Below are 23,697 nucleotides of genomic sequence, written 5' to 3' on the forward strand. Positions count from 1 at the left end.
CCGGCCTAGACCCGGAGTCGTCCGGGCTTAGCACGCCTGCTCGCCGCCGTCCTCCCCGTCACCCCACGCTTTCTCAAGCCCGTGCGAGCGGCAGAACCTCGACGATGTCGCCGGCAGACGCTGCGGCCGCGTTGACCGGCCGCCGGACCAGAGCATCGGCCCTGGAGAAGACGCCGACCAGCGAGGAATCCTGATCGGAGAATGCCGAGGCGATCGCTCGCCCCTGGGGATCGATCGACAGGCTCGCCCGCATCCAGTGTTCGCGGGGTCCGTTGGCGCCCAGAGGCGCGGCCAGATGCGCCGGGATCATGGCTGGAGCGGGGTCGCGCCCGGTCAGGGCGGCCAGCAGCGGACGCAGAAAGAGCTCGGCGCAGACCAGGGCCGAGGCCGGATTGCCGGGCAGGCCCAGAACGCGCCGGCCGTCCGCCAGGGTTCCAAACCAGGTTGGTTTGCCCGGACGGATGGCGATGGTCTCGACCCGCAGGGTCAGGCCCAGCCGGTCCATGGCCGGCTTGACCAGGTCGTGGTCGCCGACCGAGGCGCCGCCGATGGTGACGATCAGATCGGCCTCGATATCGGCCACCGAGGCGGCGATGGCCTCGGCATTGTCGGCCGCAGCGGTCAGGCGCGTGGCCGATCCGCCCCAGGTCTCGACCAGGGCGGCCAGGGCGATGGACCCCGACTCGAAGATCTGGTCGGGAGCGGGGTCGTCGCCCGGCTGGACCAGCTCGTCGCCGGTGGCCAGGATGGCGACACGCGGCCGGCGGGCGACCTCCAGCGTGGCGCGGCCCGCCGCCGCCACCAGGGACAGCCGCCACGGATCGAGGCGGACGCCGGCCTCCAGCAGGCGGTCGCCGGATCGGAAATCGCCGCCGGCCGGTCGGATATGGGTTCGGGGTTCGTCGTCGGGGGCAAAGCGCACCGTGTCGCCGTCGCGCCGGGCCTCTTCCTGGATGACCACCAGATCAGCCCCGGCCGGAACGGGCGCGCCGGTGAAGATGCGGACCGCCTCGCCCTGGGTCACGACGCCGGCATAGGCCTTGCCTGCAGCGCTCTCTCCGGCGACGCGAAAGACGGCGTCCGGCGCCAGGTCGGCGCGGCGGATAGCCCAGCCGTCCATGGCCGAGGCCGCGAACGGCGGCTGGTCGCGGGTCGCGTCGATGGACCGGGCCAGCACCCGGCCCAGAGCCTCGCCGATCGCGACGGTCTCCACGCCCAGCGGCATGGTGTCGGCCAGCATCCGGGCGCGGGCCTCCTGGACGGTGAGGTTCTTGAGCGGCGCCTGGGTCATGCCCTAGCCGACGAAGGCCCGCTCGATGACGAAGTCGCCCGGCTCGGCGTTGGAACCTTCCTTCAGGCCGTGGGCCTCGAGCAGGGCGGCGGTGTCCTTGATCATGGCCATCGAGCCGCACAGCATGGCGCGGTCGTTCTCGGGATCGAACCGGTCAGTGTCCAGGCCCAGGTCGCGGAACAGCTGGCCGCTCTCGATCAGGTCGGTGAAGCGGCCCTGACGCTCGAACGGCTCGCGGGTGACGGTGGGATAATAGATCAGCTGGGCGCGGGCCTCGTCGCCGACCAGCGGGTCGTCGAAGATCTCGTGGGTGAACAGCTCACGATAGGCCAGTTCCTTCACCTCGCGCACGCCGTGACAGACGATGACCTTCTCGAAGCGGCTATAGGCGTCGGGGTCGCGGGCCACCGCCAGCCAGGGGGCCAGGCCGGTGCCGGTGCCGAACAGGAACAGGCGCTTGCCGGGACGCACCGCGTCCAAAACGAGGGTGCCGGTCGGCTTCTTGCCCAGCAGCACCGGGTCGCCGGGCTGGATCAGCTGCAGGCGCGAGGTCAGGGGGCCGTCGGGAACCTTGATCGAGAAGAACTCCAGCTCCTCGGCGAAGCTGGGCGAAGCGATCGAATAGGCGCGCAGGATCGGCTTCTTCTCGCCCAGATCTTCGCGGGGCGGCAGGCCGATCATCACGAACTCGCCCGATCGGAAGCGGAAGCTGGCCGGCCGGGTGATGGCGAAGCTGAACAGGCGGTCGGTCCAGTGCTTCACCCACAGCACGGTTTCCACGGACTGGGCGGCTTCCTTGACCGGGGCGGCGGGGACAGGGGCGGCGGGGGTGGGGGCGGCCGTCATCGTCAATGTTTCGGTCCTGTGCGCAGACGCGCGAAAAGGTAAATCCAGTCTCGTCGCCACGGCCCTGAGGCGACGCTGTTTTCATTTGAGGAGCGGGGCAAGGAAGTCAACTCAGCTCCTCTGATGCCGGCCCGGGAAAATCTTTCGCCAAACTGTCAAAACGCGCGGCAACACTTTTTCAAAATGCGTCAAAAATGTGATTGCCGACCACCCAAAGGGGGCGCAGACTTCGTTTTGCTTCGTTCGCGGAGCCAACGATACGGAGGAACGTATGCGGGTAAGGTTCGTGAGGGCCGCCGCGGCGGCCAGTCTGTTAGCGTTTGGTTTGGCCGGTTGTGGTGATGGCGGCGCGAAGACGAAAGTCGCGCAGGCCCAACAAGTTATCTTGGAAGCCAAGTCTGTCACGGCGTCCGGCTGCGTGCGGCCGGTCGAGACCACGTCGTGTCTTGTGGTTCGCGGTCGCGCGGGCGGATATTACGACATCAGCTCCGCCAGTCCGGCGCCGGATCCCTCAAAGGGTGTGGCCATCTCTCTGCAGGGCAAGGATTTGGGCAAGAACACGGAGTGCGGCCGTCAGCTGACGGACGTGAAGTGGTCCTATCTGGGCATTCAGTGCGCCGCCCCGTCGACCTCGGCCTCGACCGAAAAGGCCGAAAAGAAGGCGGGCTAGACATCCAGGCCGGGACGGGCGGCGCGTCAGTGACCGCCCGACGGTTTCAGCTTTCGCCTGACCCCGGATCCGTGCGGGTCTTGGGAGACTCTGTGCCGTCTTCGCTGCCGTGCGGCTCTGTCGCCGGGCGCGGCGGCTTGCCGTCGCTTGAGGGCGGCCGAAGATTCTCATTCTCGACGGAGGGATTCGAGGCGCGCAGCGATTTCGCGGGCGGCGCCCGCGCGTCCCGGGCTGTGACGGGCTGGCTCATGCCGTCTGAACGCGCGGACCGGCGCGTTCGATCCATCGCGTTCAAGGGCCCTGTCTGTCTGCTTCTGGCCCCGACGCCGGGCCGGTTTGGCGAGGTTCGACCTCGTCTTGCGGACTTTCATCGGCGCCAACGCCATGCAGACGGCTTGCGGCCGCTTGCCCGGCGGAGACGACCCTGCTAAATGGCGCGGCTCTGGCGATTGGACCCAGCGCGCCGACAGCCCTTGAAGGCTTGCGGCGGGTTATCCATTTCCAGAGACCGGGACCCGAAAGGGGCCATGGTCTGCAGGAGTGTAGCTCAGCTGGTAGAGCGTCGGTCTCCAAAACCGAAAGTCGTGGGTTCGAGTCCCCCCACTCCTGCCATTTTATGTTTTCGATAGGTCCGGCTCCCGGCCCTATCGTATTTGAAAGTCGTGAGCCTCAAGAGCATGGCCAGGAAACCGGGTTCGAGCCCGTCCGCGATCAAGAGCCGCGCCGCCCGTACGGCGGCAGCGCTCGCGCCCGCCGGCGGCGCCCCCGCTGCGGCGGCGACGCCCAAGAAGAAGCGCACGAATCCCGTGCAGTTCTTCCGTGAAGTGCGCGCCGAAGCCCGCAAGATCACCTGGACGACCCGCAAGGAGACCTGGATCACCTCGGTGATGGTCTTCATGATGGTGGTTCTGGCGGCTATCTTCTTCTCGGCGGTCGATGGGCTGCTGGGCCTCGGAGCCAAGGCGCTCCTGTCGTTCGCCGCGGGATAAGAGACCATGAGCACCGAAACCGCGTCCAACCCGAACCACAAGTGGTACATCGTCCACGCCTACTCGAACTTCGAGAAGAAGGTGGCTGACAGCATCCGCGAGCAAGCCAAGAGCCAGGGGCTCGAGGACAGCTTCTCCGAAATCCTGGTTCCGACCGAGAACGTCGTCGAGATCCGTCGCGGTCGCAAGGTCGACGCCGAACGCAAGTTCTTCCCCGGCTATGTGCTGGTGAAAATGAACCTCTCGGACGAAGCCTATCACCTGATCAAGAACACGCCGAAGGTCACCGGCTTCCTGGGCAGCGCCTCCAAGCCGCAGCCCGTCTCGGAAAAGGAAGTCCAGCGCATCATCGGCACGATCGAAGAAGGCGTCGAGCGTCCCAAGACGGTCGTGCTGTTCGAGATCGGCGAGAACGTCCGCGTCACCGACGGCCCGTTCGCCAGCTTCAACGGTTCGGTCGAGCAGGTCGACGAAGAGCGCTCGCGCCTTCGCGTCACCGTCTCGATCTTCGGCCGGGCTACCCCGGTCGAGCTGGAATACAACCAGGTCGAAAAGATCAGCTGATCTCGACTTCGGTCTGCGTTTCGAAAACCCCGCGTCGGCAACGGCGCGGGGTTTTTGCTGTCTGGGGTTCGGCGGTTTCGAGGTGGGTGTCGGCTTTCGGTCCTAGGGCTCCGTAAACCCCGGTCCCGCCCGCGTCTCGACCTCGCGCGCGGTGACCACTTCCCCGCAGGCCGAGCAGGCCTGCACCGGATGGAAGTCGCAGCCGCAGCCCTTGTGCCGGCGCAGCAGGGGCGGGCCCTCGGGGCCGGCATAGTGGGTGTCGCCGAAGTGAGCGACGGCCATGATCACCGGGTGCAGGTCCATTCCCTTGGCGGTCAGCCGGTAGTCGTGGCGGGGCGGATTGGCCTGATAGGCCTCGCGGCGCAGCACGCCTTCCTCGACCAGCACCCGCAGGCGATCGGTGACGATGCTGCGCGAGATGCCCAGGCGCGCCTGGAAGGCCTCGAACCGGCGCACGCCCAGAAAGCAGTCGCGCAGGATCATCAGGGTCCAGCGATCGCCGATCACGGCCAGGGATCGCGAGACCGAGCAGGGCTGGGCGGCGAGATCATCCCACTTCATGGCGTCGGGGTCCTTTTGCGTGCGCCGCCATTCTGCATTTGACTCAGTACAGATTCAATACGAACTTGAGCGCAACGAGATCAGGGAGACGGCGATGGCGACGACCGGAAAAGGCGCATGCCTGGTGGTGGGGGTCGGCGACGGCGTCGGCGGCGCGATCGCCCGGGCCTTCGCCGCCGAGGGCTACGAGGTCTGCATGACCCGCCGGCCGCGCCATCTCGATCAGCTGGAAGTCCTGGCCCAGACCATACGCGACAGTGGCGGAAGGGCCCGCGCCTATGGCGTCGACGCCCGCCAGGAGGCCGAGGTGGTCGCCCTGTTCGACCAGATCGAAGCCGAGGTCGGGCCGCTGGAGGTGGTGGTCTTCAATATCGGCGCGAACGTGCGCTTCACGGTCGTCGACACCACGGCCCAGGTGTTTTCCAAGGTCTGGGAGATGGCCTGCTTCGCCGGCTTCCTGACCGGGCGCGAGGCGGCGCGGGTGATGGCGCCGCGCGGTCGCGGCACAATCCTGTTCACCGGGGCCAGCGCCAGCCTGCGCGGCAAGGACGGCTTCTCCGCCTTCGCCTCGGCCAAGGCCGGCCTGCGAGCGCTGGCCCAGAGCCTGGCGCGCGAGATGGGACCACAGGGCGTGCATGTGGCCCATGTGGTGGTCGACGGGGCCATCGACGGGGTCTTCACCCGCCAGATGCGCGACGACGTGCAGGGCCTGCTGGATCGCGACGAGATCCTCAAGCCCGACGAGATCGCGGCCAACTATGTCTGGCTGCACAACCAGCCACGCTCGGCCTGGACGCACGAGATCGACCTGCGCCCCCATTCTGAAACCTGGTGAGGAGCTGCTGACATGAGCAAGACCATCGACTTCATCTTCGACTTCGGCAGCCCCAACGCCTATCTGGCTTGGAAGCTGCTGCCCGACATCGCCGCGCGGCAGGGGGCCCAGGTCCGGCTTGTGCCCTGCCTGCTGGGCGGCATCTTCAAGCTGACCGGCAATCAGGCCCCGATGGTCGCCTTCGGCGGGATCAAGGGCAAGATGGACTATGAGATGCTGGAGACCCGCCGCTTCATCGCGGCCCATGGCCTGACCGCCTTCCAGTTCAACCCGCATTTCCCGGTCAATACCCTGCTGCTGATGCGCGGCATGGTCGCGGCGCAGCGAGCCGGCATCGGCCCGGCCTATCTGGACGCCATGCTGCGGGGCATGTGGGAGCAGGGCCTGAAGCTGGACGATCCGGCCGTCTTCGTCGCCACGGCCGATGCGGCGGGCCTGGACGGCGCGGCGCTGCTGGCGGCGACCGCCGACCCTGAGGTCAAGGCCGAGCTGGCCGCCAACACCGACGCCGCCGTGGCGCGCGGCGTGTTCGGCATTCCCAGCTTCTTCGTCGAGGGCGAGATGTTCTTCGGCAAGGAGCGGCTGGGCCAGGTGGAGGCGGAGCTGGCGCGGTAGTTTGGCCAGCGCTGGGCGCTACAGCCTCCAGGAGATGTAGGGCTTGGCGCGACGCCGGGGCGTCGGCTTTCGGCGGTGGTGTCGAAGGCTGCTTGCGGCCCCGGTCAGACCTTCGGGTTGGCCTGACTGATCGGCTAAACCTGACTCGTCTCAGGCCTTGGGAAGGTCTGCTTTTCGGCCGAGGCGAGGTCGAGGGCGCGGACATCCTGGAAGCGGGGAAACCTGGCGCTGAACGTGCAAGACCGCGATCGCGCGAAGGGTCAGTTCAGCGCCTGGGCCAGGTCTGTGGCCATGCTTTTCGCCAGCGTCTCTTGGAGCGGCACATAGTCCTGCATCTCGGTTGGAGCAGCGAATTGGCCGGACCAGAGCACGCGGTCGGATCCGATCTCGGCCAGGGTCACGACGACCGTCGTCCGGGCCGGGGTCTGGCGGACGCTGATGCGGGCGCGATGGTCCACCTTTTCCCCTTGAGCCGCGACGGCGTAGTTGGCGGGCAGTCTCTGACTCAGCTCGGCCACGAAGCTTTCGCGAAGCCCGGCGTTGAACCGTGGAAACAGCACGTACTCGCACAGGCCGCGAACTGGCTCGATCAGGATCCGGTGTTGAGCTGGGAACAGGGCGTCCTTCGCCCATACCATCCCGCCGATCGCCAGCGGCGCCAACAGCCCGCCCATGATCGCGAACCGTCTGTTCTTGTGCGCGGGCCTCTCGGGAAAGGTTTTGACCGGCAACAGCGCGCCGATGAAACGATATCCTGATCGCGGTCGCGTCTGGATGTAGCGCGGCGTATCGGCATTGTCGGAGAGCAGCGTCCGGATACGGCGAATGCAGGTGTTCAGGGCGGCGTCGCCGCCCGTGCCGGCGCGGGGCCAAAACCGATCGAGCAGTTCCTGCCTGCCGACCGTCCGTTCGCCGTGCTCGATCAGGTAGGCCAGGACCTCCACCGCCTGGGGCGGCGCATCGAGCGGCTCATCGCCCTGGAAGACCTGCAAGGCGGCGGAGTCGACGCGAAAATCGGCGAAGCGGAACATCTCGAGACCCTCCGGCGATGCGCTGACGAGACAGGCGCGGTCGCAAAATGTCAGATCAGGTCATGGATTGTCATTCGGCTTTTCGATCTGCGGTGGGTTAGCGCTCGTCACCCCAACGGTCCGACATGAAAGAGCCCCTGTGCCAAAGACCCATCCCGTTGCCGATCCTGCCCGGCGAGGCGTCGTTGGTTTGGGACTGTCTTGCCTGGCGGCATCGTTGATCCGGGCGCCGGTGGCCCGCGCCGCGTCAGTCACCGACGGCATAGACAACCTGCTCGACGTATCGGCGAGCGCCTATGGCACGGTCGGTTACTCGGTCGCCGTGCTTCGTCGCGGCAAGCTGGTCCATGCCCGCCATGCCGGACTTGCGGATCTCGGGACCGGCGCGCCGATCACTGATCGTTCCGTCTACCCGATCTTCTCGATCTCGAAGCTGTTCCTGGTCGTAGAGCTGCTCAAGGCCCAGGCGCGTGGTCTGATCGACCTTGGTATGCCGCTCGGCAAGATCCGGAGCGGACTGCCCGCGACCTGGTCCGAGATCACCTTGGCGCAGGCCCTGGCCCACGTTTCGGGCTTGCCGGACTATATCCCCGACCATGTGAAGCCGACCGCAGATCAAGCGTTCGCCGCCATCGCGTCGCTGCCGCTCCGTTTTTCGCCCGGCACGCGCAACGACTACAACCAGACCAATTTCCTGCTCGCGAAGGAAGCGCTGGAAAAGGCGACCCAAACGCCGCTGACCACACTGGTCGGTCGTCAGTTTCGCGCCGCCGGCATGAAACATGCCGCCTATGCCGAGGTGGGCGTATCGTCGCCGGGACAGGTGACGACCTATCAGTCATCCGCCACGCGAGATCGCTCGCCCGTCGCGTTCATCCCGGCGCAGTGGCCGTCCTACACCCACGGGTCGGGGGGCGTGTGCGCGTCGCTTGCCGACATGGTGGTTTGGAGCCAGAGCCTGTTGCGCGGCGACCTGCTCCCCCTGACGCCGTTGCAAGCGTCGTGGAGGCCGTTCCTGATGCCGGACGGTGGGGCCGCATGGCACACGCACGGCTGGGAGTACTATCGGCACGGCGATGTGACGATCATCGGGCATGGCGGCGGCGTGCGCTTGGTCTGGCGGCATGTCTTTCGAACGGCCGATCCGGCCGACTGCGCGACTGTGGTCTATCTCGACAATGGCGGGCGCACGACATTCGACCGGCATCGCCTTGTCACACTCCTGGCTGATCGCGTTATGCCCGGCGCAGCTCGCCTATGGGAGGACCAGGAAGAAGCTCTGTACCGAGGACTGGCGTCGAATCAGTGGGACCGCGCCATAGCTTCGGTCGAAGCCACGGTTCCCGTCGATCGCGTCGAGGCCATCGTCAATCGCGTCGGCTACGATACGATGAGCATTCTCGATGCCGGCGCCGCCTTGCCGGTGTTCCAGTGGAACGCGAAACGGTTTGCCCAATCTTCCAACGCCCATGACAGCCTGGGAGAGGCCTTTCGCGCCATGGGGCGGCTTGATCAGGCCAGGGTGTCCTACCAGCGCGCCCTGGCTCTGGATCCGTCGAACGCCCGCATCAAGACGGTTCTCCAGGAACTCGATCGTCCGACCCCTTCTCTTTAGCCGTTCAACCGCCCAAACTGAGGATCCTGTCGATGCGCCTTTTCAAGAGCTTGATCTGCGCCGCCGCCATTCTGTCGTCCGTCCATCCGGCCATGGCTGGGCCCACCAAGATCGAGGTTCGCGTGATCGCGCGCGGCGCCAAGTTCCTCGGTGGCTATACAAGTCCGGTTCGCGTGACGCTGAGCGATGCCGACACTGGCGAAACGCTGGCGCGCGGCGCGACGTCAGGCTCCACGGGCGACACGCAGCGGATTATGACGAATGGCAAGGATAGCGATGGCAAGAGGGCCAGCGCCGATTCGGCCGTCTTCCAGACCACGTTGGATATCGATCGGCCGCGCCGGGTCACGGTGACTGTCGCCGGACCTCTCAGCCAACCCCAAGCAACGACGACGGCCAGCAGCACGCAATGGGTCTTGCCGGGACATGATGTGACCGCCGGCGATGGCTGGTTGATCGAGTTGCCCGGTCTCATTGTCGATATCGCCGATCCCATCGCCTATCGGTGGGTCAAGGTCGGGGAGACTGTGCCTCTGCGGGTCGGGGTGACGATGCTGTGCGGATGCGCAATCCTGGAGACTGGACCCTGGCGCTCAGGTGACACTGAGGTGGAAGCGTTCGTCACGACCAACGGCAAGTCTCTGCGCCGCATCCCTCTGCGCTTCGAGCCCAGCACGGCGATATTCGTCGCGAACGTGCCTGCCGACGAGGTCGGTCTCTACGAAGTCGAAGTGCGAGGGTGGATGAAGGCCAGCAACAACGCCGGTGTCGCGCGCACGGCCTTTTTTGTTCACTAGATTACTCACCCCAAAGGGACGCGCCGGGAGCACAAGGGATGCTTGCGACGCGTCCGCCTTGTAAGGCAATCGCCAAGCGTCTGGATTTCTGAAGCGGGTTCCTGCTCCGTCCCCGCCCGCTAGACTCCCTCCGCCCCACCTGCTACACGCCTCGCCTCGCTCCAGGACTACGTCCCGGGGCGCGTTCGTCGTTATCGGTTCGAGGACGACGAATTCAAATCCGTGGAAGGGACGCCAAGCCCGCACCACGGCCAACCAGCGAAGGCCGTTAGCTCGGCTTTCTTGAGAGGATACAATGGCTAAAAAGATCCTGGGCTATATCAAGCTCCAGGTGAAGGCTGGCTCGGCCACGCCTTCGCCCCCCATCGGCCCCGCACTGGGCCAGCGCGGCGTCAACATCATGGGCTTCTGTAAGGAGTTCAACGCGCGCACCGAGAACGTCGAAAAGGGCACCCCCCTGCCGACCGTGATCACCGTGTTCCAAGACAAGTCGTTCACCTTCGTCACCAAGACGCCCCCGGCGACGCACTATCTGAAGCAGATCACCGGCCTGAAGTCCGGCGCGAAGCTGACCGGTCGCGAGACCGTCGGCGAAGTGACCCGCACCCAGCTGCGCGAGATCGCCGAAAAGAAGATGAAGGACCTGAACGCCAACGACATCGAGGCTGCAGCCAAGATCATCGAAGGCTCCGCCAAGGCCATGGGCCTGAAGATCGTGGAGGCCTAAGTCATGGCTAAGCAAGCAAAGCGCGTCCAGGCCTGGACCGGCGATCGTGAAGCCACCTACACCGCTTCGGAAGCCATCGCCCTGGTGAAGGCTAACGCCAAGGCCAAGTTCGACGAGTCGATCGAAATCTCGGTCAACCTCGGCGTTGACCCGCGCCACGCCGACCAACAGGTCCGCGGCGTCGTCAACCTGCCGTCGGGCACCGGCCGCGACGTTCGCGTCGCCGTCTTCGCCAAGGACGCCAAGGCGGCCGAAGCCACCGCAGCCGGCGCTGAACACGTCGGCGCCGAAGACCTGTACGAGAAGATCGTCGGCGGCTTCATGGACTTTGATCGCGTCATCGCGACCCCGGACATGATGGCCCTGGTCGGTCGTCTGGGTAAGGTGCTGGGCCCGCGCGGCCTGATGCCTAACCCCAAGGTCGGCACCGTGACCCCGAACGTCGGTCAAGCCGTGAAGGACGCCAAGGGCGGCGCCGTCGAGTTCCGCGTTGAAAAGGCCGGCATCATCCACGCCGGCATCGGCAAGGTCTCGTTCACCGACGAAGCCCTGCTGATCAACGTCAAGGCGATGATCGACGCGCTGAACAAGTCCAAGCCTTCGGGCGCCAAGGGCATCTATGTGAAGCGTATCGGCCTGTCCTCGACGATGGGCCCGGGCTTCAAGGTCGACACCTCGTCGATCGCCTAAGCCTTTCGAGCTTTTGACTACCGGCCATCTAGGCCACCGGAGCGGGCGCTGGAGAAATCCAGCGCCCGTTTTGCGTTTCGGGCTCACGTTGTGAGGTCGGCTAGCCGGTGTTATGTTTTGGCTAGCCGGAGGCTCCCGATGCCCTTCCATGTCCGTGATCCCGAAGCCGACGCAATGTTGCGGTCCTATGCCGAGGAAAAGCGCGTCGGCATCACCGACGCCATCAAGCTGGCCGTGACCAGGGCGCGTGAGGCCGACGAGACGGCCAAGGCCGAGAAGCTGGCCAAGATCGATGCGATCCTTGCCGAGGTCGACGCTCTGCCGCGCACGGGCCTCAAGGCTGACAAGGCGTTCTTTGACGACCTAAGCGGCGATTGATGTTTGTCGACGCCTCGGCCTGGACGGCCATTCTGCTCAATGAGCCCGAACGGGAGCGGCTGCGCTCGACCCTGGTGTCCGCTGTCACGATTCTGACCTCGCCCATCGCGAACTGGGAGACCGTGCGCGCCTTGTCACGCGAGACCTCAGACAGCATCGCAATGGCGGCGGCCCGGCTAGCAGCGTTGCAGGCGAGCGTCGGCGCGCGGGGGGTCACCATTGGCCCGGCGGAACAGGTGATGGCCCTCGAAGTCCACGCCCGCTTCGGCAAGGGTGTCCATCCGGCCCGCCTCAACATGGGCGACTGCTTCGCCTATGCCTGCGCCAGGACCAACGCCGTACCGTTGCTGTTCAAGGGCGACGACTTTTCCCTGACCGACATCGAGCCCGCGTGAGCGACGCCCAGGCCCTCGACGTCGCCGTGATCGGCGGCGGGCCGGCCGGGCTGATGGCCGCCGAGATGCTGAGCGCGGCCGGCAAGTCGGTGACGGTGTTCGAGAAGATGCCGACCTTCGGGCGCAAGTTCCTGATGGCCGGGCGCGGCGGGCTGAACCTCACCCATTCGGAAGACTTCGCGCGGTTCGCCAGCCGCTATGGCGCGGCCAATGCGGCCTTGCGGCCGATGCTGGAGGCCTTCACGCCCGCCGACCTGATCGCCTGGGCCGAAGGGCTGGGGCAGGAGACCTTCATCGGCTCCAGCGGCCGGGTTTTTCCCAGGGTGCTGAAGGCTTCGCCGCTGCTGCGGGCCTGGCTGGCCCGGCTGGAGGGGCAGGGCGTCAGCTTGCGGGCGCGCGCCGCGTGGCGCGGCTGGACGGACGACGGCGACCTGTCATTTCTCACCCCCGAGGGTGCCCTGGCCGTGCGGCCGCAGGCGACGATCTTGGCCCTGGGCGGCGCCAGCTGGGCGCAGCTGGGCTCGGACGGCGCCTGGGCCCCGTTGCTGGCGGCGCAGGGCGCGGCGGTGGCGCCGTTCGCCGCCGCCAACAGCGGCTTCGACGTCGCCTGGAGCGCGGTGTTCCGTGAGCGCTTCGCCGGTGAGCCGTTGAAGGCCATCGGCCTGCGGCTGGGCGAGGTCGCGGCGCGAGGCGACGCCATGATCGCCGGCTATGGGCTGGAGGGCGGGGCGGTCTACGCCCTGGGCGCTGCGCCGCGCGAAGCGATCGCGGCGACGGGGCGGGCGATCATCGAGATCGACCTGCGGCCGGACATGCCTGTCGAGACCCTGACCGCGCGCCTCAACCGGCCCCGCAACGGCCAGTCTGTGGCCAATTTCCTGCGCAAGGCCGCCAACCTTTCGCCGGTCGAGGTCAATCTGCTGCGCGAGGCCCATGGCCTGGACCTGCCGGCGGAACCTGTCGCCCTTGCGGCGGCGATCAAGGCCGCGCCGATCGTGCTGACCAGGGCGCAGCCGCTGGACCGGGCGATCTCGTCGGCCGGCGGCCTGACCCTGGAGTCGCTGGATGGCCTTGAGCTGAAGGCCGCGCCCGGCGTGTTCGTCGCCGGCGAGATGCTGGACTGGGAAGCGCCGACCGGCGGCTATCTGCTGCAGGCCTGTTTCGCCACCGGCGTCGCGGCGGCGCAGCAGGTCCTGGCGCACCTGGACCAGGAGCGCCGGCCCGTTGCGTAAGTCTCCCTGGCGCGGTTAGCCTGTCCTGAGTTTCGCAAGGGAGGGGCGACATGGCGGACGAGAAGGTGAAGGGACCTGCGTCCTATTTTCCGTCGATCGAGAAGACCTATGGGCGGCCGGTTTCGGAGTGGCAGCAGCTTGTCCGCGACCGCTATCCCGCCAAACACATGGATCTGGTGGCGATGCTGAAGACCGAGCATGGACTCGGACACGGCCACGCCAATGCGATCGTCGCCCACACCCTGGTTCAGGACGGGTTGAAATAGGTGGCCGCCGCTGGGGCTCCCAGGCCGGCGGCAGACTTGCGGCGATCGCCCCGGTATCGGCCGCGCCGATCTTCCTTTGATGCAACGAACCGGGGACTGTCACAGTTTAGGATGTCGGCGGGCTTCCTGCCGCAGCGAGGATATTGTCCATGACACGAGCTCTCGAAGGCAAGGTCGCCCTCATCACCGGCGGGGCCGGGGCGATCGGTTTGGCGACCGCCAGGCTGATGGCCGAGCGTGGCGCGACCATCGTCGCTGTCGATATCCCCGGAAGCGACTGGTCCAAGCTGAAGGCCGCCTTGCCCGAGGGCTCCAGACTGGTCACGGCCGAAGCCGATGTCACCGACGAGGCCTCGGTGAAGGCCTATGTCGACAAGGCCAGGGCCGAGTGCGGACGGATCGACATCTTCTTCAACAACGCGGGGATCGAAGGTCCCGTCCAGCCGATCGAATCCTATCCGCTGGACGCCTTCATGAAGGTGCTGGGCGTCAATGTGGCCGGGGTGTTCCTGGGGCTGAAATACGTCCTGCCGGTGATGTACGCCCAGGGCTCGGGCAGCATCATTAACACCTCCAGCGTCGCGGGCCTCACCGGTGCGTCCGGCATGGCCGGCTACTGCACCTCGAAACACGCCGTCGTGGGCGTCACGCGCGTGGCGGCGATCGAGGCCGCGCCCAAGGGCGTGCGGGTCAATTGCGTCAATCCCGGCCCGATCGAGAGCCGGATGATGCAGTCGATCAACACCGGCCAGTCGGGCGACCCCAAGCTGGCCCGTGAGCAGATCAGCAACGCGGTGCCGGCCAAGCGCTATGGCACGCCCGAGGAGGTTGCGGGCCTGGTGGCCTTCCTGGCCTCCGACGACGCGACCTACTGCAATGGCGGCGTCTACACCGTCGATGGCGCGCTCACCGCCGCCTGACCGGCCTCGCCCGGCGCGGTCTCGAGCCTGCGCCGGGCCCTTCCTGTCGCCCCCGGTTGATATTGCCTCACAAACCGTCTATACGCCGCCCCTTCTCCGTCGGGCTCGCCCGGCGAAGACCTGTTTGTGAACAGCGGGGCGTGGGGTCACCAACGCCGTAAATGAGGAAGAGCCCTTCCTCGCCGTCGGGAGACAGGGATGGACAAGACCACGCTATTTCCTCCTTCACGGATGGGACGCGCGGCTGACTTTCCTTGGAACAGGCTGATGCAACTCGCGTGCGGGAGCGATCCCTCATGCGCTGTGGCATTTGGCTGCCGGAATGGTCCGGCCGCTGTAATTGAGTAGGAGACCGCAATGGACCGCGCTCAAAAGCAGGAGTCGATCGAGTCGCTGAAAAGCGTATTCGCCGGCGCCGGCGCTGTCGTCGTGACCCACTATATGGGCATGACCGTTGCGGAAATGACTGAACTGCGTGCCCGTCTCCGCAAGGAAGACGCCACGTTCCAGGTGGTGAAGAACACCCTCGTCCAGAAGGCCCTCGACGGCTCGATCGGTGAAGCGGGCGACGCCCTGTTCACCGGCCCGGTCGCCATTGCCTTCGGCAAGGATCCGGTCTCCGCCGCCAAGATCGTCACCCAGTACGCCAAGGAAAACGAGAAGCTCAAGCTTGTCGGCGGCATCCTGGGTCAGACGACGGTTCTGGACGAAGCGGCTGTGCGGGCTCTCGCCACGCTGCCGTCGCTCGATCAGATCCGTGGCAAGCTTATCGGCCTCATCCAGGCTCCGGCGACCAAGATCGCTGGCGTCCTGCAGGCCCCGGCTGGCCAACTTGCGCGCGTCTTCAACGCTTATGCGACCAAAGACGCCGCCTAACGGTCATCTCCGCTACATCCCTCATTCGTTTTTAGGAATTGAACATGTCCAAGCTCGAAAAGCTGGTTGAAGAACTGTCCACCCTGTCGGTCCTCGAAGCCGCTGATCTGTCGAAGATGCTGGAAGAAAAGTGGGGCGTTTCGGCCGCCGCTCCGGTCGCCGTCGCCGCTGCTGGCCCGGCCGCTGTGGTCGAAGCTGCTGAAGAGCAAACCGAGTTCACCGTTGTTCTGACCGCCGGTGGCGACAAGAAGATCAACGTGATCAAGGAAGTCCGCGGCGTCCGTCCGGACCTCGGCCTGAAGGAAGCCAAGGACCTGGTCGAAGGCGCTCCGCAGAACGTCGTCGAAAACGTCTCCAAGGCCCAAGCCGACGAAGTCGCCAAGAAGCTGACCGAAGCCGGCGCGACCGTCCAAATCAAGTAGTCCATTCCACGCCTCGGCGTGGATGGGTTCCGCCAGCCCTCTCCTCGGAGAGGCTGGTCCTGGACCAAGCTAGTCAGCGGCCCCGGAGGGAAACCTCCGGGGCCGTTTTCTTTGGTCGCGCGCCAGGGCTTTGCGGTTTCCGCATTCCTTCGGTATCGAGCAGAGATGACGATTGACCAGCAAGGCGCCCCGCTGGGGGATTTCTCCGGTTCGCGGCTCACGCGGAGGGCCGCGCTGGCCCTGACGGGCGCGGCCTTTGCGACCGGTCCCGCCCTGGCTGCGGCGCCGCGCGGACCCGGTGTGATCCGGCTGCCGGCTACCGTCACCCCCAGCGAGCTGCGAGGGTTGTCGGCGACGGGCAAGACCTATTGGGCCTCCGGCTCGAAAGGCTGGCTGGTGCGCGGCAAGGGCGCTCGGCTGGAGGCGGTGCGTGCGGCGGGGTTCGACGCGCTGGATTTCCGGGGACTGCACGCCTTTTCAGACCGCCACGTCCTGGCCATGAGCGCTGGACCAGGTGGGGCCTCGCAACTGTGGCGCACCACTGACGGCGGCGAGACGTGGGCGCGCCTGTTCGCCAACAGCGATCCTAACGGCTTTTGGGACACCCTGACCTTTGTCGACAAGCGGCGCGGCTTCATTCTGGGCGATCCGACCGAAGGCCGCTTCACCGTGCTCTATACCGGCGACGCCGGCGAGACCTGGACCCGCTTGCCATTGGACGCTGTTCCGCCGGCCAATGACGGGGAGGGGGCGTTCGCCGCCAGCAACGGATGTCTCGCGGTCGGACCCGGCGGGCGGATCGCCTTCTGCACCGGCGGCGCGGGCTGGGCCAAGGTCTATCTGTCGCTCGACGGCGGCCGTTATTTTCACCCGCTGGACACGCCGATCCGCGCAGACGCCCCGTCGCGGGGCGCCTTCGCCGTCGCCTTCGGGAGGGATGGGGCCCTTTGGATCTGTGGCGGTGACTACAAGGAGCCCGCTGCGGCCGGCGTCAACCTGGCCTGGTTGGCTCCCAACAGCCGGAGGTTCCAGGCGGTCGACGCCCCGGCCGGCTATCTTTCCAGCGTGGCGGTCAAGGGCGCGACCGTGCTGGCCACAGGACTGGCCGGGACGATCGCCGCCGTCGATGGCCGCAGCTTTGAGCGGGTCTCGACAACGCCGTTCAACACGGTCCGCCTGGTCAACGCCCGCAAGGGCCTGCTGTGCGGACCCAAAGGCTCCGTCGGACTGTGGGAAGCGTGAGATGCAACGGATCCTCGCCCGGCGCGTTTGGCCCTGATGCTTAAGCTCGCCGGTATCCTGCTGGTCCTGATGATCGCCTTTGGCATTCTCGGCTTTGTCGTGGACGTCGCCGGCGGCCTGGCCAAGTTCGCCTTCTTTGTCTGTCTGATCGGCCTGGGCGTCTCGCTGGCCGCCAAGGCGCTCCGCAAGAGCTGAACCCTTCGGCCAAGCGCACAAAACATCGGTCCAGAGTGAACCTTTGGGCCCGGCTTCTGTTGGGTCATCAGTGATTGCCGGCGCGCCCCCTTGGGGGACGGGCCAAGGCGCACCACATGCCTTAGCCCACCGAAGCGAGCGCCCCCTATGAACATCCTGATGGTCCTGACCTCCCACGATCGCCTTGGCGACACCGGCGAAAAGACCGGCTTCTGGCTGGAGGAGTTCGCCGCGCCCTACTATGCGCTGAAGGACGCCGGCGCGACGCTGGTTCTGGCTTCGCCGCAAGGCGGCCAGCCGCCGCTTGACCCCAAGAGCGACGCGCCCGACGCACAGAGCGAGGACACGGCGCGCTTCAAGGCCGACCCCGAAGCCCAGAAGGCCCTGGCCGGCACGGTGAAGCTGGCGGAGATCAAGGCCGCAGATTTCGACGCCGTGTTCTATCCCGGCGGCCACGGCCCGCTGTGGGATCTGGCCGAAGACGCCAAGTCTATCGCCCTGATCGAGGCGATGGCTGCGGCCGGCAAGCCGGTGGCCGCTGTATGTCATGCGCCGGGCGTCTTTCGCCATGTGAAGGGCCCCGACGGCGAGCTGCTGGTCAAGGGCAAGGCGGTCACCGGCTTTGCGGACACCGAGGAGGCCGCTGTCGGCTTGACCGACGTGGTGCCGTTTCTGGTCGAAGCCATGCTGAAGGACAGCGGCGGCCTCTATTCCAAGGGCGCGGACTGGGCGCCCCATGTGCTGACCGACGGCCTGCTGGTCACCGGGCAGAACCCGGCCTCGTCGCGGCCTGCCGCCGAGGCGCTGCTGGCCCTGATCGCGAAAAAGTAGCGCTGAGCCCTGCGGTCAGGCGACGGCGGATAGGTCCGTCGCCTGATCGGGCCGGCCTGGCGATTAGACAGACCTGGCTCAGGCCTTCGCCGCGCTCACGCCCGATCGGCGCCGCCAGCGTTGCAGAGGTTGTTCCAGATAGCGATGTGTCGCGGCTCCCGCCGCCAGGCTGGCGAGGAACACGCCGACGACCATGAGGTCGCCCGACGTCGCCCAGGGCGCGCGTATCAGCAGCAGCCCCGCCAAGCCGATCACCAGCGGGTGAACGAGATAGAGCGCGTAGGAAGCGTCACCCATCCAGGCCATGGCGCGCCTCGCCGGCGACGGTGGGGTCAGGGGTTCCAGGGCCACAATACCCAGGGTCAGCAGCGCGCTTGGCACGCCCCAGACCAGGACGCGCAGGGCTGACGCCTGGCCGTCCAGGATGACCGACGCTTCCGAGATTCCGCCATTGCCGAGCCAGAGCCCGGCGACCAGCCCAAAGACTCCAAGTCCGGCGGCCAGCCACCCCGCCCGCCGGGTCATGTGTGGCGCGAGCCTGGCCGCCGCGACGCCCATCAGAAATTCCAGGATGATCGGGTTGCCCAGGAACTGGAACGCCACCAGTCCGGTATGGACGCGCGCGACCCAGCAGGCGGCGAAGGCGGCGAGCGCCGCCGCAACGGCCCAGGTCCGCCAACGTCCCGCCGCCAGGATCGCCGCGACGGCCACGTAGAACAGCATCTCGAAACAAAGCGTCCAGCCGACATCCAGCGCCGGCAGGGTCATCCGGGCGCCCGCCGCCGGCCAAAAGGCGAGGGACGCGGCCAGCATCGGGCCGCGCAACTGTCCGGCGACAGCCGCCGCCAGCAACCAGGGCAGGGACAGCAGGTAATAGATCGGCGCCACGCGCCACAGCCGGCGCCAGGCGAAGGTTCCGGCCGCGACAGGTCCCGACTGGAACGCCGTGCGGGTGATGATCAGGCCGCTGATCACGAAGAAGATGTCGACGCCGATCGCGCCGAAGTTTTCGAACGCCCCGGCGGCCAGGATGTTGGGCGGGGCTCCGGCCTTTTGGGCCAGGTCCACGCCATGGGCATGGACCACCATGGCGGCAGCGGCGAAGCGCAGGATCTGAAGGTTGGCCAAACGGGGCGAAGGCACGGGGGTGGGACTCGTCGGCTACGCCCGGCCCTGGCCGGTGATCACTCTTAGATTTCAGCGGCTTTCGAAATCATTGCCGTTGCGCGATATGTTGGCGCGCCGGAGGCCGATGGGACGGAACGACGGTTTCTTAACAAACCCCCTTTTCATCCCTGGCCGCTTGGCCTATATCCGCCCGTTCACGAAGACATTCGGCGGAACGCGCACGCGTGTGTCCGCATATTACGCCCCGAGGCGCGGTCAGCCGCCCTCCGACCCGCGCGAAGGGGCGCCCGCCAGGTCTACCGGTCCCGGTCGCCTGTCAGGGGAATTCCAGCGTCCGACGTTCCCGCCCCGGCGGGTGCGGCGAGGGTGGACGCAGGATCAAGACGAACGCACGCGCGGAGTCTCTCCGTGCGAGCCCTTCGAAACATTTGGCGCGGCGATCCGCGCCCAAGGGAAAAACATGGCGCAATCCTTCACCGGCAAGAAGCGGATCCGGAAGTCTTTCGGCCGCATCCCCGAAGCTGTGCAGATGCCGAACCTGATCGAGGTTCAGCGCTCCTCCTACGAACAGTTCCTGCAGCGCGAAGTCCGTCCGGGCATGCGCAAGGAAGAGGGCATCGAGGCGGTCTTCAAGTCCGTCTTCCCGATCAAGGATTTCAACGAGCGCGCGGTGCTCGAATACGTCTCGTACGAATTCGAAGAGCCCAAGTACGACGTTGAAGAATGCATCCAGCGCGACATGACCTTCGCGGCGCCGCTGAAGGTCAAGCTGCGCCTGATCGTGTTCGAAACCGAAGAAGAAACCGGCGCCCGGTCCGTCAAGGACATCAAGGAGCAGGACGTCTACATGGGCGATATCCCGCTCATGACCGACAAGGGCACCTTTATCGTCAACGGCACCGAGCGGGTCATCGTCTCGCAGATGCACCGTTCGCCCGGCGTGTTCTTCGACCACGACAAGGGCAAGACCCACGCCTCGGGCAAGCTGCTGTTCGCCGCCCGCGTCATTCCCTATCGCGGCTCGTGGCTGGACTTCGAGTTCGACGCCAAGGACGTGGTCTATGTCCGCATCGACCGTCGCCGCAAGCTGCCCGCCACCACCTTCCTCTATGCCCTGGGCATGGACGGCGAAGAGATTCTGACGACGTTCTACGACGTGGTGCCCTTCGAGAAGCGCACCACGGCCGGCGCCGAAGGCTGGGCCACTCCCTACAAGCCCGAGCGCTGGCGCGGCGTGAAGCCGGAATTCGCCCTGATCGACGCCGACACCGGCGAAGAAGTGGCTCCGGCCGGCACCAAGATCACCGCCCGTCAGGCCAAGAAGCTGGCTGACGCCGGCCTCAAGACCCTGCTGCTGGCGCCCGAGGCCCTGACCGGCCGTTATCTGGCCCGCGACGCCGTCAACTACGAGAACGGCGAGATCTACGCCGAAGCCGGCGACGAGCTGGACGTGGTCTCGATCCAGGCCCTGGCCGATCAAGGCTTCAGCACCATCGACGTGCTGGACATCGACCACGTCACGGTCGGCGCCTACATGCGCAACACCCTGCGCGTGGACAAGAACGCCGTCCGCGAGGACGCCCTGTTCGACATCTATCGCGTCATGCGTCCGGGCGAGCCGCCGACCGTTGAAGCCGCTGAAGCGATGTTCAAGTCGCTGTTCTTCGACGCCGAGCGCTACGACCTGTCGGCCGTTGGCCGCGTGAAGATGAACATGCGCCTGGAGCTGGACGCTTCGGACGAGATGCGCGTGCTCCGCAAGGAAGACGTGCTGGCCGTCCTGAAGCTGCTGGTCGGCCTGCGCGATGGTCGCGGCGAAATTGACGACATCGACAACCTCGGCAACCGCCGGGTGCGTTCGGTCGGCGAACTGCTGGAAAACCAGTACCGCGTCGGCCTGCTGCGCATGGAACGCGCCATCAAGGAACGCATGTCGTCCGTCGACATCGACACCGTGATGCCGCACGACCTGATCAACGCCAAGCCGGCCGCGGCCTCGGTGCGTGAATTCTTCGGCTCCTCGCAGCTGTCGCAGTTCATGGACCAGACCAACCCGCTGTCGGAGATCACCCACAAGCGCCGTCTCTCGGCGCTTGGCCCGGGCGGTCTGACGCGCGAACGCGCCGGCTTCGAAGTCCGCGACGTTCACCCGACCCACTACGGCCGCATCTGCCCGATTGAAACGCCGGAAGGCCCGAACATCGGTCTGATCAACTCGCTGGCCACCCACGCCCGCGTCAACAAGTACGGCTTCATCGAGAGCCCTTACCGTCGCGTCGCCGACGGCAAGCCGCTCGAAGAGGTCGTCTACATGTCGGCCATGGAAGAGTCGAAGCACGTCATCGCCCAGTCCAACATCAAGGTGTTGAACGGCGAGATCGTCGACGACCTGGTCCCCGGCCGGATCAACGGCGAACCCACGCTCCTGCAAAAGGAGATGGTCGACCTGATGGACGTGTCGCCGCGTCAGGTGGTTTCGGTGGCCGCGGCCCTGATCCCCTTCCTCGAAAACGATGACGCCAACCGCGCCCTCATGGGCTCGAACATGCAACGTCAGGCCGTGCCTCTGGTGCAGTCGGACGCGCCGCTGGTCGGCACCGGCATGGAAGCCGTGGTCGCTCGCGACTCCGGCGCCGTGGTCGTGGCCAAGCGCACCGGCGTGGTCGAGCAGATCGACGGTACGCGTATCGTCGTTCGCGCCACCGAGGAAACCGACGCCGCCCGTTCGGGCGTCGATATCTATCGCCTCAGCAAGTTCCAGCGTTCGAACCAGTCGACCTGCATCAACCAGCGTCCGCTGGTGAAGGTGGGCGACAAGATCAACTCGGGCGACATCATCGCCGACGGTCCTTCGACCGAACTGGGCGAACTGGCCCTGGGCCGCAACGCGCTCGTCGCGTTCATGCCCTGGAACGGCTACAACTTCGAAGACTCGATCCTGATCTCCGAACGCATCGTCCGCGACGACGTCTTCACCTCGATCCACATCGAGGAATTCGAAGTCATGGCCCGCGACACCAAGCTCGGCCCAGAAGAAATCACCCGCGACATCCCCAACGTCGGCGAGGAAGCCCTGCGCAACCTCGACGAAGCTGGCATCGTGGCCATCGGCGCCGAAGTCCAGCCGGGCGACATCCTGGTCGGCAAGGTCACGCCGAAGGGCGAAAGCCCGATGACGCCGGAAGAAAAGCTCCTGCGCGCCATCTTCGGTGAAAAGGCCTCGGACGTCCGCGACACCAGCCTGCGCCTGCCCCCGGGCGTCGCCGGCACGATCGTCGACGTGCGCGTGTTCAACCGTCACGGCGTCGACAAGGACGAACGCGCCCTGGCCATCGAACGCTCGGAAATCGACCGTCTGGGCAAGGACCGCGACGATGAATTCGCGATCCTGAACCGCAACATCTCGGGCCGTCTGCGCGAGCTGCTGATCGGCAACGTCGCTCTGTCGGGCCCCAAGGGCCTGTCGCGCGGCGAGATCACCGCCCAGGGCCTGGCTGACGTTCAGCCCGGCCTGTGGTGGCAGATCGCGCTCGAAGACGAGAAGGCGATGGGCGAACTCGAGTCGCTGCGCCGTCTGTTCGACGAGAACCGCAAGCGTCTGGACCGTCGTTTCGAGGACAAGGTCGACAAGCTGCAGCGCGGCGACGAACTGCCCCCCGGCGTGATGAAGATGGTCAAGGTCTTCGTGGCCGTGAAGCGCAAGCTTCAGCCTGGCGACAAGATGGCCGGCCGTCACGGCAACAAGGGCGTCATCTCGCGCATCCTGCCGATCGAGGACATGCCGTTCCTCGCCGACGGGACGCACGTCGACGTGGTTCTGAACCCGCTGGGCGTGCCTTCGCGCATGAACGTCGGCCAGATCTTCGAAACCCACCTGGGTTGGGCCTGCGCCGGTCTCGGCAAGCAGATCACCGCCCTGCTGGAAGACTGGCAGGCCGGCGGTCAGAAGGAAGCGCTCATCGAGCGTCTGACCGAGATCTATGGTCCCGACGAAGAACTGCCGGACACCGAAGAGGGTCTGGTGGAACTGGCTCGCAACCTCGGCAAGGGCGTTCCGATCGCGACGCCCGTGTTCGACGGCGCGCGCATCGGCGACATCGAAGATCACCTGCGCATGGCGGGTCTTGACCCCTCGGGCCAGTCGATCCTGTTCGACGGTCAGACGGGCGACCAGTTCAAGCGTCCGGTCACGGTCGGCTACATCTACATGCTGAAGCTGCACCACCTGGTCGACGACAAGATCCACGCCCGTTCGATCGGTCCGTACTCCCTCGTCACGCAACAGCCGCTGGGTGGTAAGGCCCAGTTCGGCGGTCAGCGCTTCGGGGAAATGGAAGTCTGGGCGCTGGAAGCCTACGGCGCGGCCTACACCCTGCAGGAAATGCTTACGGTGAAGTCCGACGACGTGGCCGGCCGGACCAAGGTCTACGAGTCGATCGTCCGTGGCGATGACACGTTCGAAGCCGGTATCCCCGAAAGCTTCAACGTGCTGGTCAAGGAAATGCGCTCGCTCGGCCTGAACGTCGAGCTGGAGAACAGCTGATCCATCGCACCCTCCTCGGTCTGAAGACCGGGGAGGGG

Annotated in this window: 25 protein-coding genes and 1 tRNA gene; 21 read left to right on the forward strand and 5 right to left on the reverse strand. The window is 66.3% G+C overall.

Annotation, left to right across the window (positions count from 1 at the left end; translation table 11 throughout):
• Positions 1-73: 73 nt before the first annotated feature.
• Positions 74-1,291, reverse strand: a complete 1,218-nt coding sequence (locus ACW176_RS08400) for a molybdopterin molybdotransferase MoeA (RefSeq protein WP_492111601.1) — start codon at positions 1,289-1,291, stop codon at positions 74-76.
• A gap of 3 nt (positions 1,292-1,294) precedes the next feature.
• Positions 1,295-2,137 (reverse strand): ferredoxin--NADP reductase, encoded by an 843-nt coding sequence (locus ACW176_RS08405; RefSeq protein WP_492111602.1) that lies wholly within the window; start codon positions 2,135-2,137, stop codon positions 1,295-1,297.
• Positions 2,138-2,408: 271 nt separating this feature from the next.
• On the opposite strand from ACW176_RS08405, the gene ACW176_RS08410 reads away from it, so the two are divergent.
• The 4 genes from ACW176_RS08410 (at position 2,409) to nusG (ending at position 4,360) form a co-directional block, all read left to right on the forward strand.
• Positions 2,409-2,807, forward strand: a complete 399-nt coding sequence (locus ACW176_RS08410) for a hypothetical protein (protein WP_419319954.1) — start codon at positions 2,409-2,411, stop codon at positions 2,805-2,807.
• Between the two features lie 536 nt (positions 2,808-3,343).
• Positions 3,344-3,419: transfer RNA gene (locus ACW176_RS08415), tRNA-Trp, on the forward strand.
• A 65-nt stretch (positions 3,420-3,484) separates the two neighbouring features.
• Positions 3,485-3,796: a preprotein translocase subunit SecE gene (gene secE, locus ACW176_RS08420; protein ID WP_419319957.1), complete on the forward strand. Its 312-nt coding sequence runs from the start codon at positions 3,485-3,487 to the stop codon at positions 3,794-3,796.
• Positions 3,797-3,802: 6 nt separating this feature from the next.
• Complete coding sequence (gene nusG, locus ACW176_RS08425; RefSeq protein WP_419319958.1) at positions 3,803-4,360, forward strand: transcription termination/antitermination protein NusG; 558 nt, start codon at positions 3,803-3,805, stop codon at positions 4,358-4,360.
• A gap of 102 nt (positions 4,361-4,462) precedes the next feature.
• Here nusG and ACW176_RS08430 read toward each other — a convergent pair whose 3' ends face one another.
• Positions 4,463-4,921 carry a winged helix-turn-helix transcriptional regulator gene (locus ACW176_RS08430; RefSeq protein WP_492111603.1) on the reverse strand — a complete coding sequence of 153 codons (459 nt, stop codon included), beginning with the start codon at positions 4,919-4,921 and terminating at the stop codon, positions 4,463-4,465.
• 94 nt (positions 4,922-5,015) lie between these two features.
• On the opposite strand from ACW176_RS08430, the gene ACW176_RS08435 reads away from it, so the two are divergent.
• Both ACW176_RS08435 and ACW176_RS08440 read left to right on the forward strand, forming a co-directional pair.
• Entirely contained in the window at positions 5,016-5,756 is a 741-nt protein-coding gene (locus tag ACW176_RS08435; protein ID WP_492111604.1) for an SDR family NAD(P)-dependent oxidoreductase, read from the forward strand.
• A gap of 12 nt (positions 5,757-5,768) precedes the next feature.
• Complete coding sequence (locus ACW176_RS08440; RefSeq protein WP_419319961.1) at positions 5,769-6,371, forward strand: 2-hydroxychromene-2-carboxylate isomerase; 603 nt, start codon at positions 5,769-5,771, stop codon at positions 6,369-6,371.
• Between the two features lie 260 nt (positions 6,372-6,631).
• Here ACW176_RS08440 and ACW176_RS08445 read toward each other — a convergent pair whose 3' ends face one another.
• A complete protein-coding gene (locus ACW176_RS08445) occupies positions 6,632-7,402 on the reverse strand; it encodes a winged helix-turn-helix domain-containing protein (RefSeq protein ID WP_419319962.1) in 771 nt (256 codons plus the stop codon).
• A gap of 139 nt (positions 7,403-7,541) precedes the next feature.
• On the opposite strand from ACW176_RS08445, the gene ACW176_RS08450 reads away from it, so the two are divergent.
• From ACW176_RS08450 to ACW176_RS08515, 14 genes are all read left to right on the forward strand, one after another.
• On the forward strand, positions 7,542-9,017 hold the full coding sequence (locus tag ACW176_RS08450) for a serine hydrolase (RefSeq protein WP_492111605.1): 1,476 nt from the start codon (positions 7,542-7,544) through the stop codon (positions 9,015-9,017).
• A 32-nt stretch (positions 9,018-9,049) separates the two neighbouring features.
• Positions 9,050-9,814 (forward strand): hypothetical protein, encoded by a 765-nt coding sequence (locus tag ACW176_RS08455; protein WP_492111606.1) that lies wholly within the window; start codon positions 9,050-9,052, stop codon positions 9,812-9,814.
• A gap of 295 nt (positions 9,815-10,109) precedes the next feature.
• The gene (rplK, locus tag ACW176_RS08460; protein ID WP_419254120.1) at positions 10,110-10,541 is read left to right on the forward strand and encodes a 50S ribosomal protein L11; all 432 of its coding nucleotides are present in this window, start codon (positions 10,110-10,112) and stop codon (positions 10,539-10,541) included.
• 3 nt (positions 10,542-10,544) lie between these two features.
• Entirely contained in the window at positions 10,545-11,231 is a 687-nt protein-coding gene (gene rplA / locus ACW176_RS08465; protein ID WP_419254121.1) for a 50S ribosomal protein L1, read from the forward strand.
• A 138-nt stretch (positions 11,232-11,369) separates the two neighbouring features.
• Positions 11,370-11,609: a type II toxin-antitoxin system VapB family antitoxin gene (locus ACW176_RS08470; RefSeq protein ID WP_492111607.1), complete on the forward strand. Its 240-nt coding sequence runs from the start codon at positions 11,370-11,372 to the stop codon at positions 11,607-11,609.
• Complete coding sequence (locus tag ACW176_RS08475) at positions 11,609-12,004, forward strand: type II toxin-antitoxin system VapC family toxin (RefSeq protein WP_492111608.1); 396 nt, start codon at positions 11,609-11,611, stop codon at positions 12,002-12,004. The genes ACW176_RS08470 and ACW176_RS08475 overlap by 1 nt, the downstream gene beginning before the upstream one ends.
• On the forward strand, positions 12,001-13,236 hold the full coding sequence (locus ACW176_RS08480) for a TIGR03862 family flavoprotein (protein WP_492111609.1): 1,236 nt from the start codon (positions 12,001-12,003) through the stop codon (positions 13,234-13,236). The genes ACW176_RS08475 and ACW176_RS08480 overlap by 4 nt, the downstream gene beginning before the upstream one ends.
• A gap of 50 nt (positions 13,237-13,286) precedes the next feature.
• Positions 13,287-13,502, forward strand: a complete 216-nt coding sequence (locus ACW176_RS08485) for a DUF4287 domain-containing protein (RefSeq protein WP_419319967.1) — start codon at positions 13,287-13,289, stop codon at positions 13,500-13,502.
• Positions 13,503-13,651: 149 nt separating this feature from the next.
• Positions 13,652-14,422: an SDR family NAD(P)-dependent oxidoreductase gene (locus ACW176_RS08490; RefSeq protein WP_492111610.1), complete on the forward strand. Its 771-nt coding sequence runs from the start codon at positions 13,652-13,654 to the stop codon at positions 14,420-14,422.
• 357 nt (positions 14,423-14,779) lie between these two features.
• Positions 14,780-15,298 (forward strand): 50S ribosomal protein L10, encoded by a 519-nt coding sequence (gene rplJ, locus ACW176_RS08495; protein WP_419254125.1) that lies wholly within the window; start codon positions 14,780-14,782, stop codon positions 15,296-15,298.
• Between the two features lie 44 nt (positions 15,299-15,342).
• Positions 15,343-15,720, forward strand: a complete 378-nt coding sequence (rplL, locus tag ACW176_RS08500) for a 50S ribosomal protein L7/L12 (protein WP_492058300.1) — start codon at positions 15,343-15,345, stop codon at positions 15,718-15,720.
• A 165-nt stretch (positions 15,721-15,885) separates the two neighbouring features.
• Entirely contained in the window at positions 15,886-16,962 is a 1,077-nt protein-coding gene (locus ACW176_RS08505) for a WD40/YVTN/BNR-like repeat-containing protein (protein ID WP_492111611.1), read from the forward strand.
• Between the two features lie 36 nt (positions 16,963-16,998).
• Complete coding sequence (locus ACW176_RS08510; protein ID WP_492058298.1) at positions 16,999-17,157, forward strand: hypothetical protein; 159 nt, start codon at positions 16,999-17,001, stop codon at positions 17,155-17,157.
• Between the two features lie 159 nt (positions 17,158-17,316).
• Positions 17,317-17,988: a type 1 glutamine amidotransferase domain-containing protein gene (locus ACW176_RS08515; protein WP_492111612.1), complete on the forward strand. Its 672-nt coding sequence runs from the start codon at positions 17,317-17,319 to the stop codon at positions 17,986-17,988.
• 78 nt (positions 17,989-18,066) lie between these two features.
• Here ACW176_RS08515 and ACW176_RS08520 read toward each other — a convergent pair whose 3' ends face one another.
• On the reverse strand, positions 18,067-19,131 hold the full coding sequence (locus ACW176_RS08520; protein ID WP_492111613.1) for an acyltransferase family protein: 1,065 nt from the start codon (positions 19,129-19,131) through the stop codon (positions 18,067-18,069).
• Positions 19,132-19,576: 445 nt separating this feature from the next.
• On the opposite strand from ACW176_RS08520, the gene rpoB reads away from it, so the two are divergent.
• Positions 19,577-23,659: a DNA-directed RNA polymerase subunit beta gene (rpoB, locus tag ACW176_RS08525; RefSeq protein WP_492111614.1), complete on the forward strand. Its 4,083-nt coding sequence runs from the start codon at positions 19,577-19,579 to the stop codon at positions 23,657-23,659.
• Positions 23,660-23,697: the final 38 nt, after the last annotated feature.

This window comes from Caulobacter sp. FV1ye13L, from assembly GCF_058681155.1.

Coding starts and splice junctions, on each gene's coding strand:
- ACW176_RS08400 (WP_492111601.1), bottom strand. CDS start 1,291: ATGACCCAGGCGCCGCTCAAGAACCTCACCGTCCAGGAGGCCCGCGCC.
- ACW176_RS08405 (WP_492111602.1), bottom strand. CDS start 2,137: ATGACGGCCGCCCCCACCCCCGCCGCCCCTGTCCCCGCCGCCCCGGTC.
- ACW176_RS08410 (WP_419319954.1), top strand. CDS start 2,409: ATGCGGGTAAGGTTCGTGAGGGCCGCCGCGGCGGCCAGTCTGTTAGCG.
- secE (WP_419319957.1), top strand. CDS start 3,485: ATGGCCAGGAAACCGGGTTCGAGCCCGTCCGCGATCAAGAGCCGCGCC.
- nusG (WP_419319958.1), top strand. CDS start 3,803: ATGAGCACCGAAACCGCGTCCAACCCGAACCACAAGTGGTACATCGTC.
- ACW176_RS08430 (WP_492111603.1), bottom strand. CDS start 4,921: ATGAAGTGGGATGATCTCGCCGCCCAGCCCTGCTCGGTCTCGCGATCC.
- ACW176_RS08435 (WP_492111604.1), top strand. CDS start 5,016: ATGGCGACGACCGGAAAAGGCGCATGCCTGGTGGTGGGGGTCGGCGAC.
- ACW176_RS08440 (WP_419319961.1), top strand. CDS start 5,769: ATGAGCAAGACCATCGACTTCATCTTCGACTTCGGCAGCCCCAACGCC.
- ACW176_RS08445 (WP_419319962.1), bottom strand. CDS start 7,402: ATGTTCCGCTTCGCCGATTTTCGCGTCGACTCCGCCGCCTTGCAGGTC.
- ACW176_RS08455 (WP_492111606.1), top strand. CDS start 9,050: ATGCGCCTTTTCAAGAGCTTGATCTGCGCCGCCGCCATTCTGTCGTCC.
- rplK (WP_419254120.1), top strand. CDS start 10,110: ATGGCTAAAAAGATCCTGGGCTATATCAAGCTCCAGGTGAAGGCTGGC.
- rplA (WP_419254121.1), top strand. CDS start 10,545: ATGGCTAAGCAAGCAAAGCGCGTCCAGGCCTGGACCGGCGATCGTGAA.
- ACW176_RS08470 (WP_492111607.1), top strand. CDS start 11,370: ATGCCCTTCCATGTCCGTGATCCCGAAGCCGACGCAATGTTGCGGTCC.
- ACW176_RS08475 (WP_492111608.1), top strand. CDS start 11,609: ATGTTTGTCGACGCCTCGGCCTGGACGGCCATTCTGCTCAATGAGCCC.
- ACW176_RS08485 (WP_419319967.1), top strand. CDS start 13,287: ATGGCGGACGAGAAGGTGAAGGGACCTGCGTCCTATTTTCCGTCGATC.
- ACW176_RS08490 (WP_492111610.1), top strand. CDS start 13,652: ATGACACGAGCTCTCGAAGGCAAGGTCGCCCTCATCACCGGCGGGGCC.
- rplJ (WP_419254125.1), top strand. CDS start 14,780: ATGGACCGCGCTCAAAAGCAGGAGTCGATCGAGTCGCTGAAAAGCGTA.
- rplL (WP_492058300.1), top strand. CDS start 15,343: ATGTCCAAGCTCGAAAAGCTGGTTGAAGAACTGTCCACCCTGTCGGTC.
- ACW176_RS08505 (WP_492111611.1), top strand. CDS start 15,886: ATGACGATTGACCAGCAAGGCGCCCCGCTGGGGGATTTCTCCGGTTCG.
- ACW176_RS08510 (WP_492058298.1), top strand. CDS start 16,999: ATGCTTAAGCTCGCCGGTATCCTGCTGGTCCTGATGATCGCCTTTGGC.
- ACW176_RS08515 (WP_492111612.1), top strand. CDS start 17,317: ATGGTCCTGACCTCCCACGATCGCCTTGGCGACACCGGCGAAAAGACC.
- rpoB (WP_492111614.1), top strand. CDS start 19,577: ATGGCGCAATCCTTCACCGGCAAGAAGCGGATCCGGAAGTCTTTCGGC.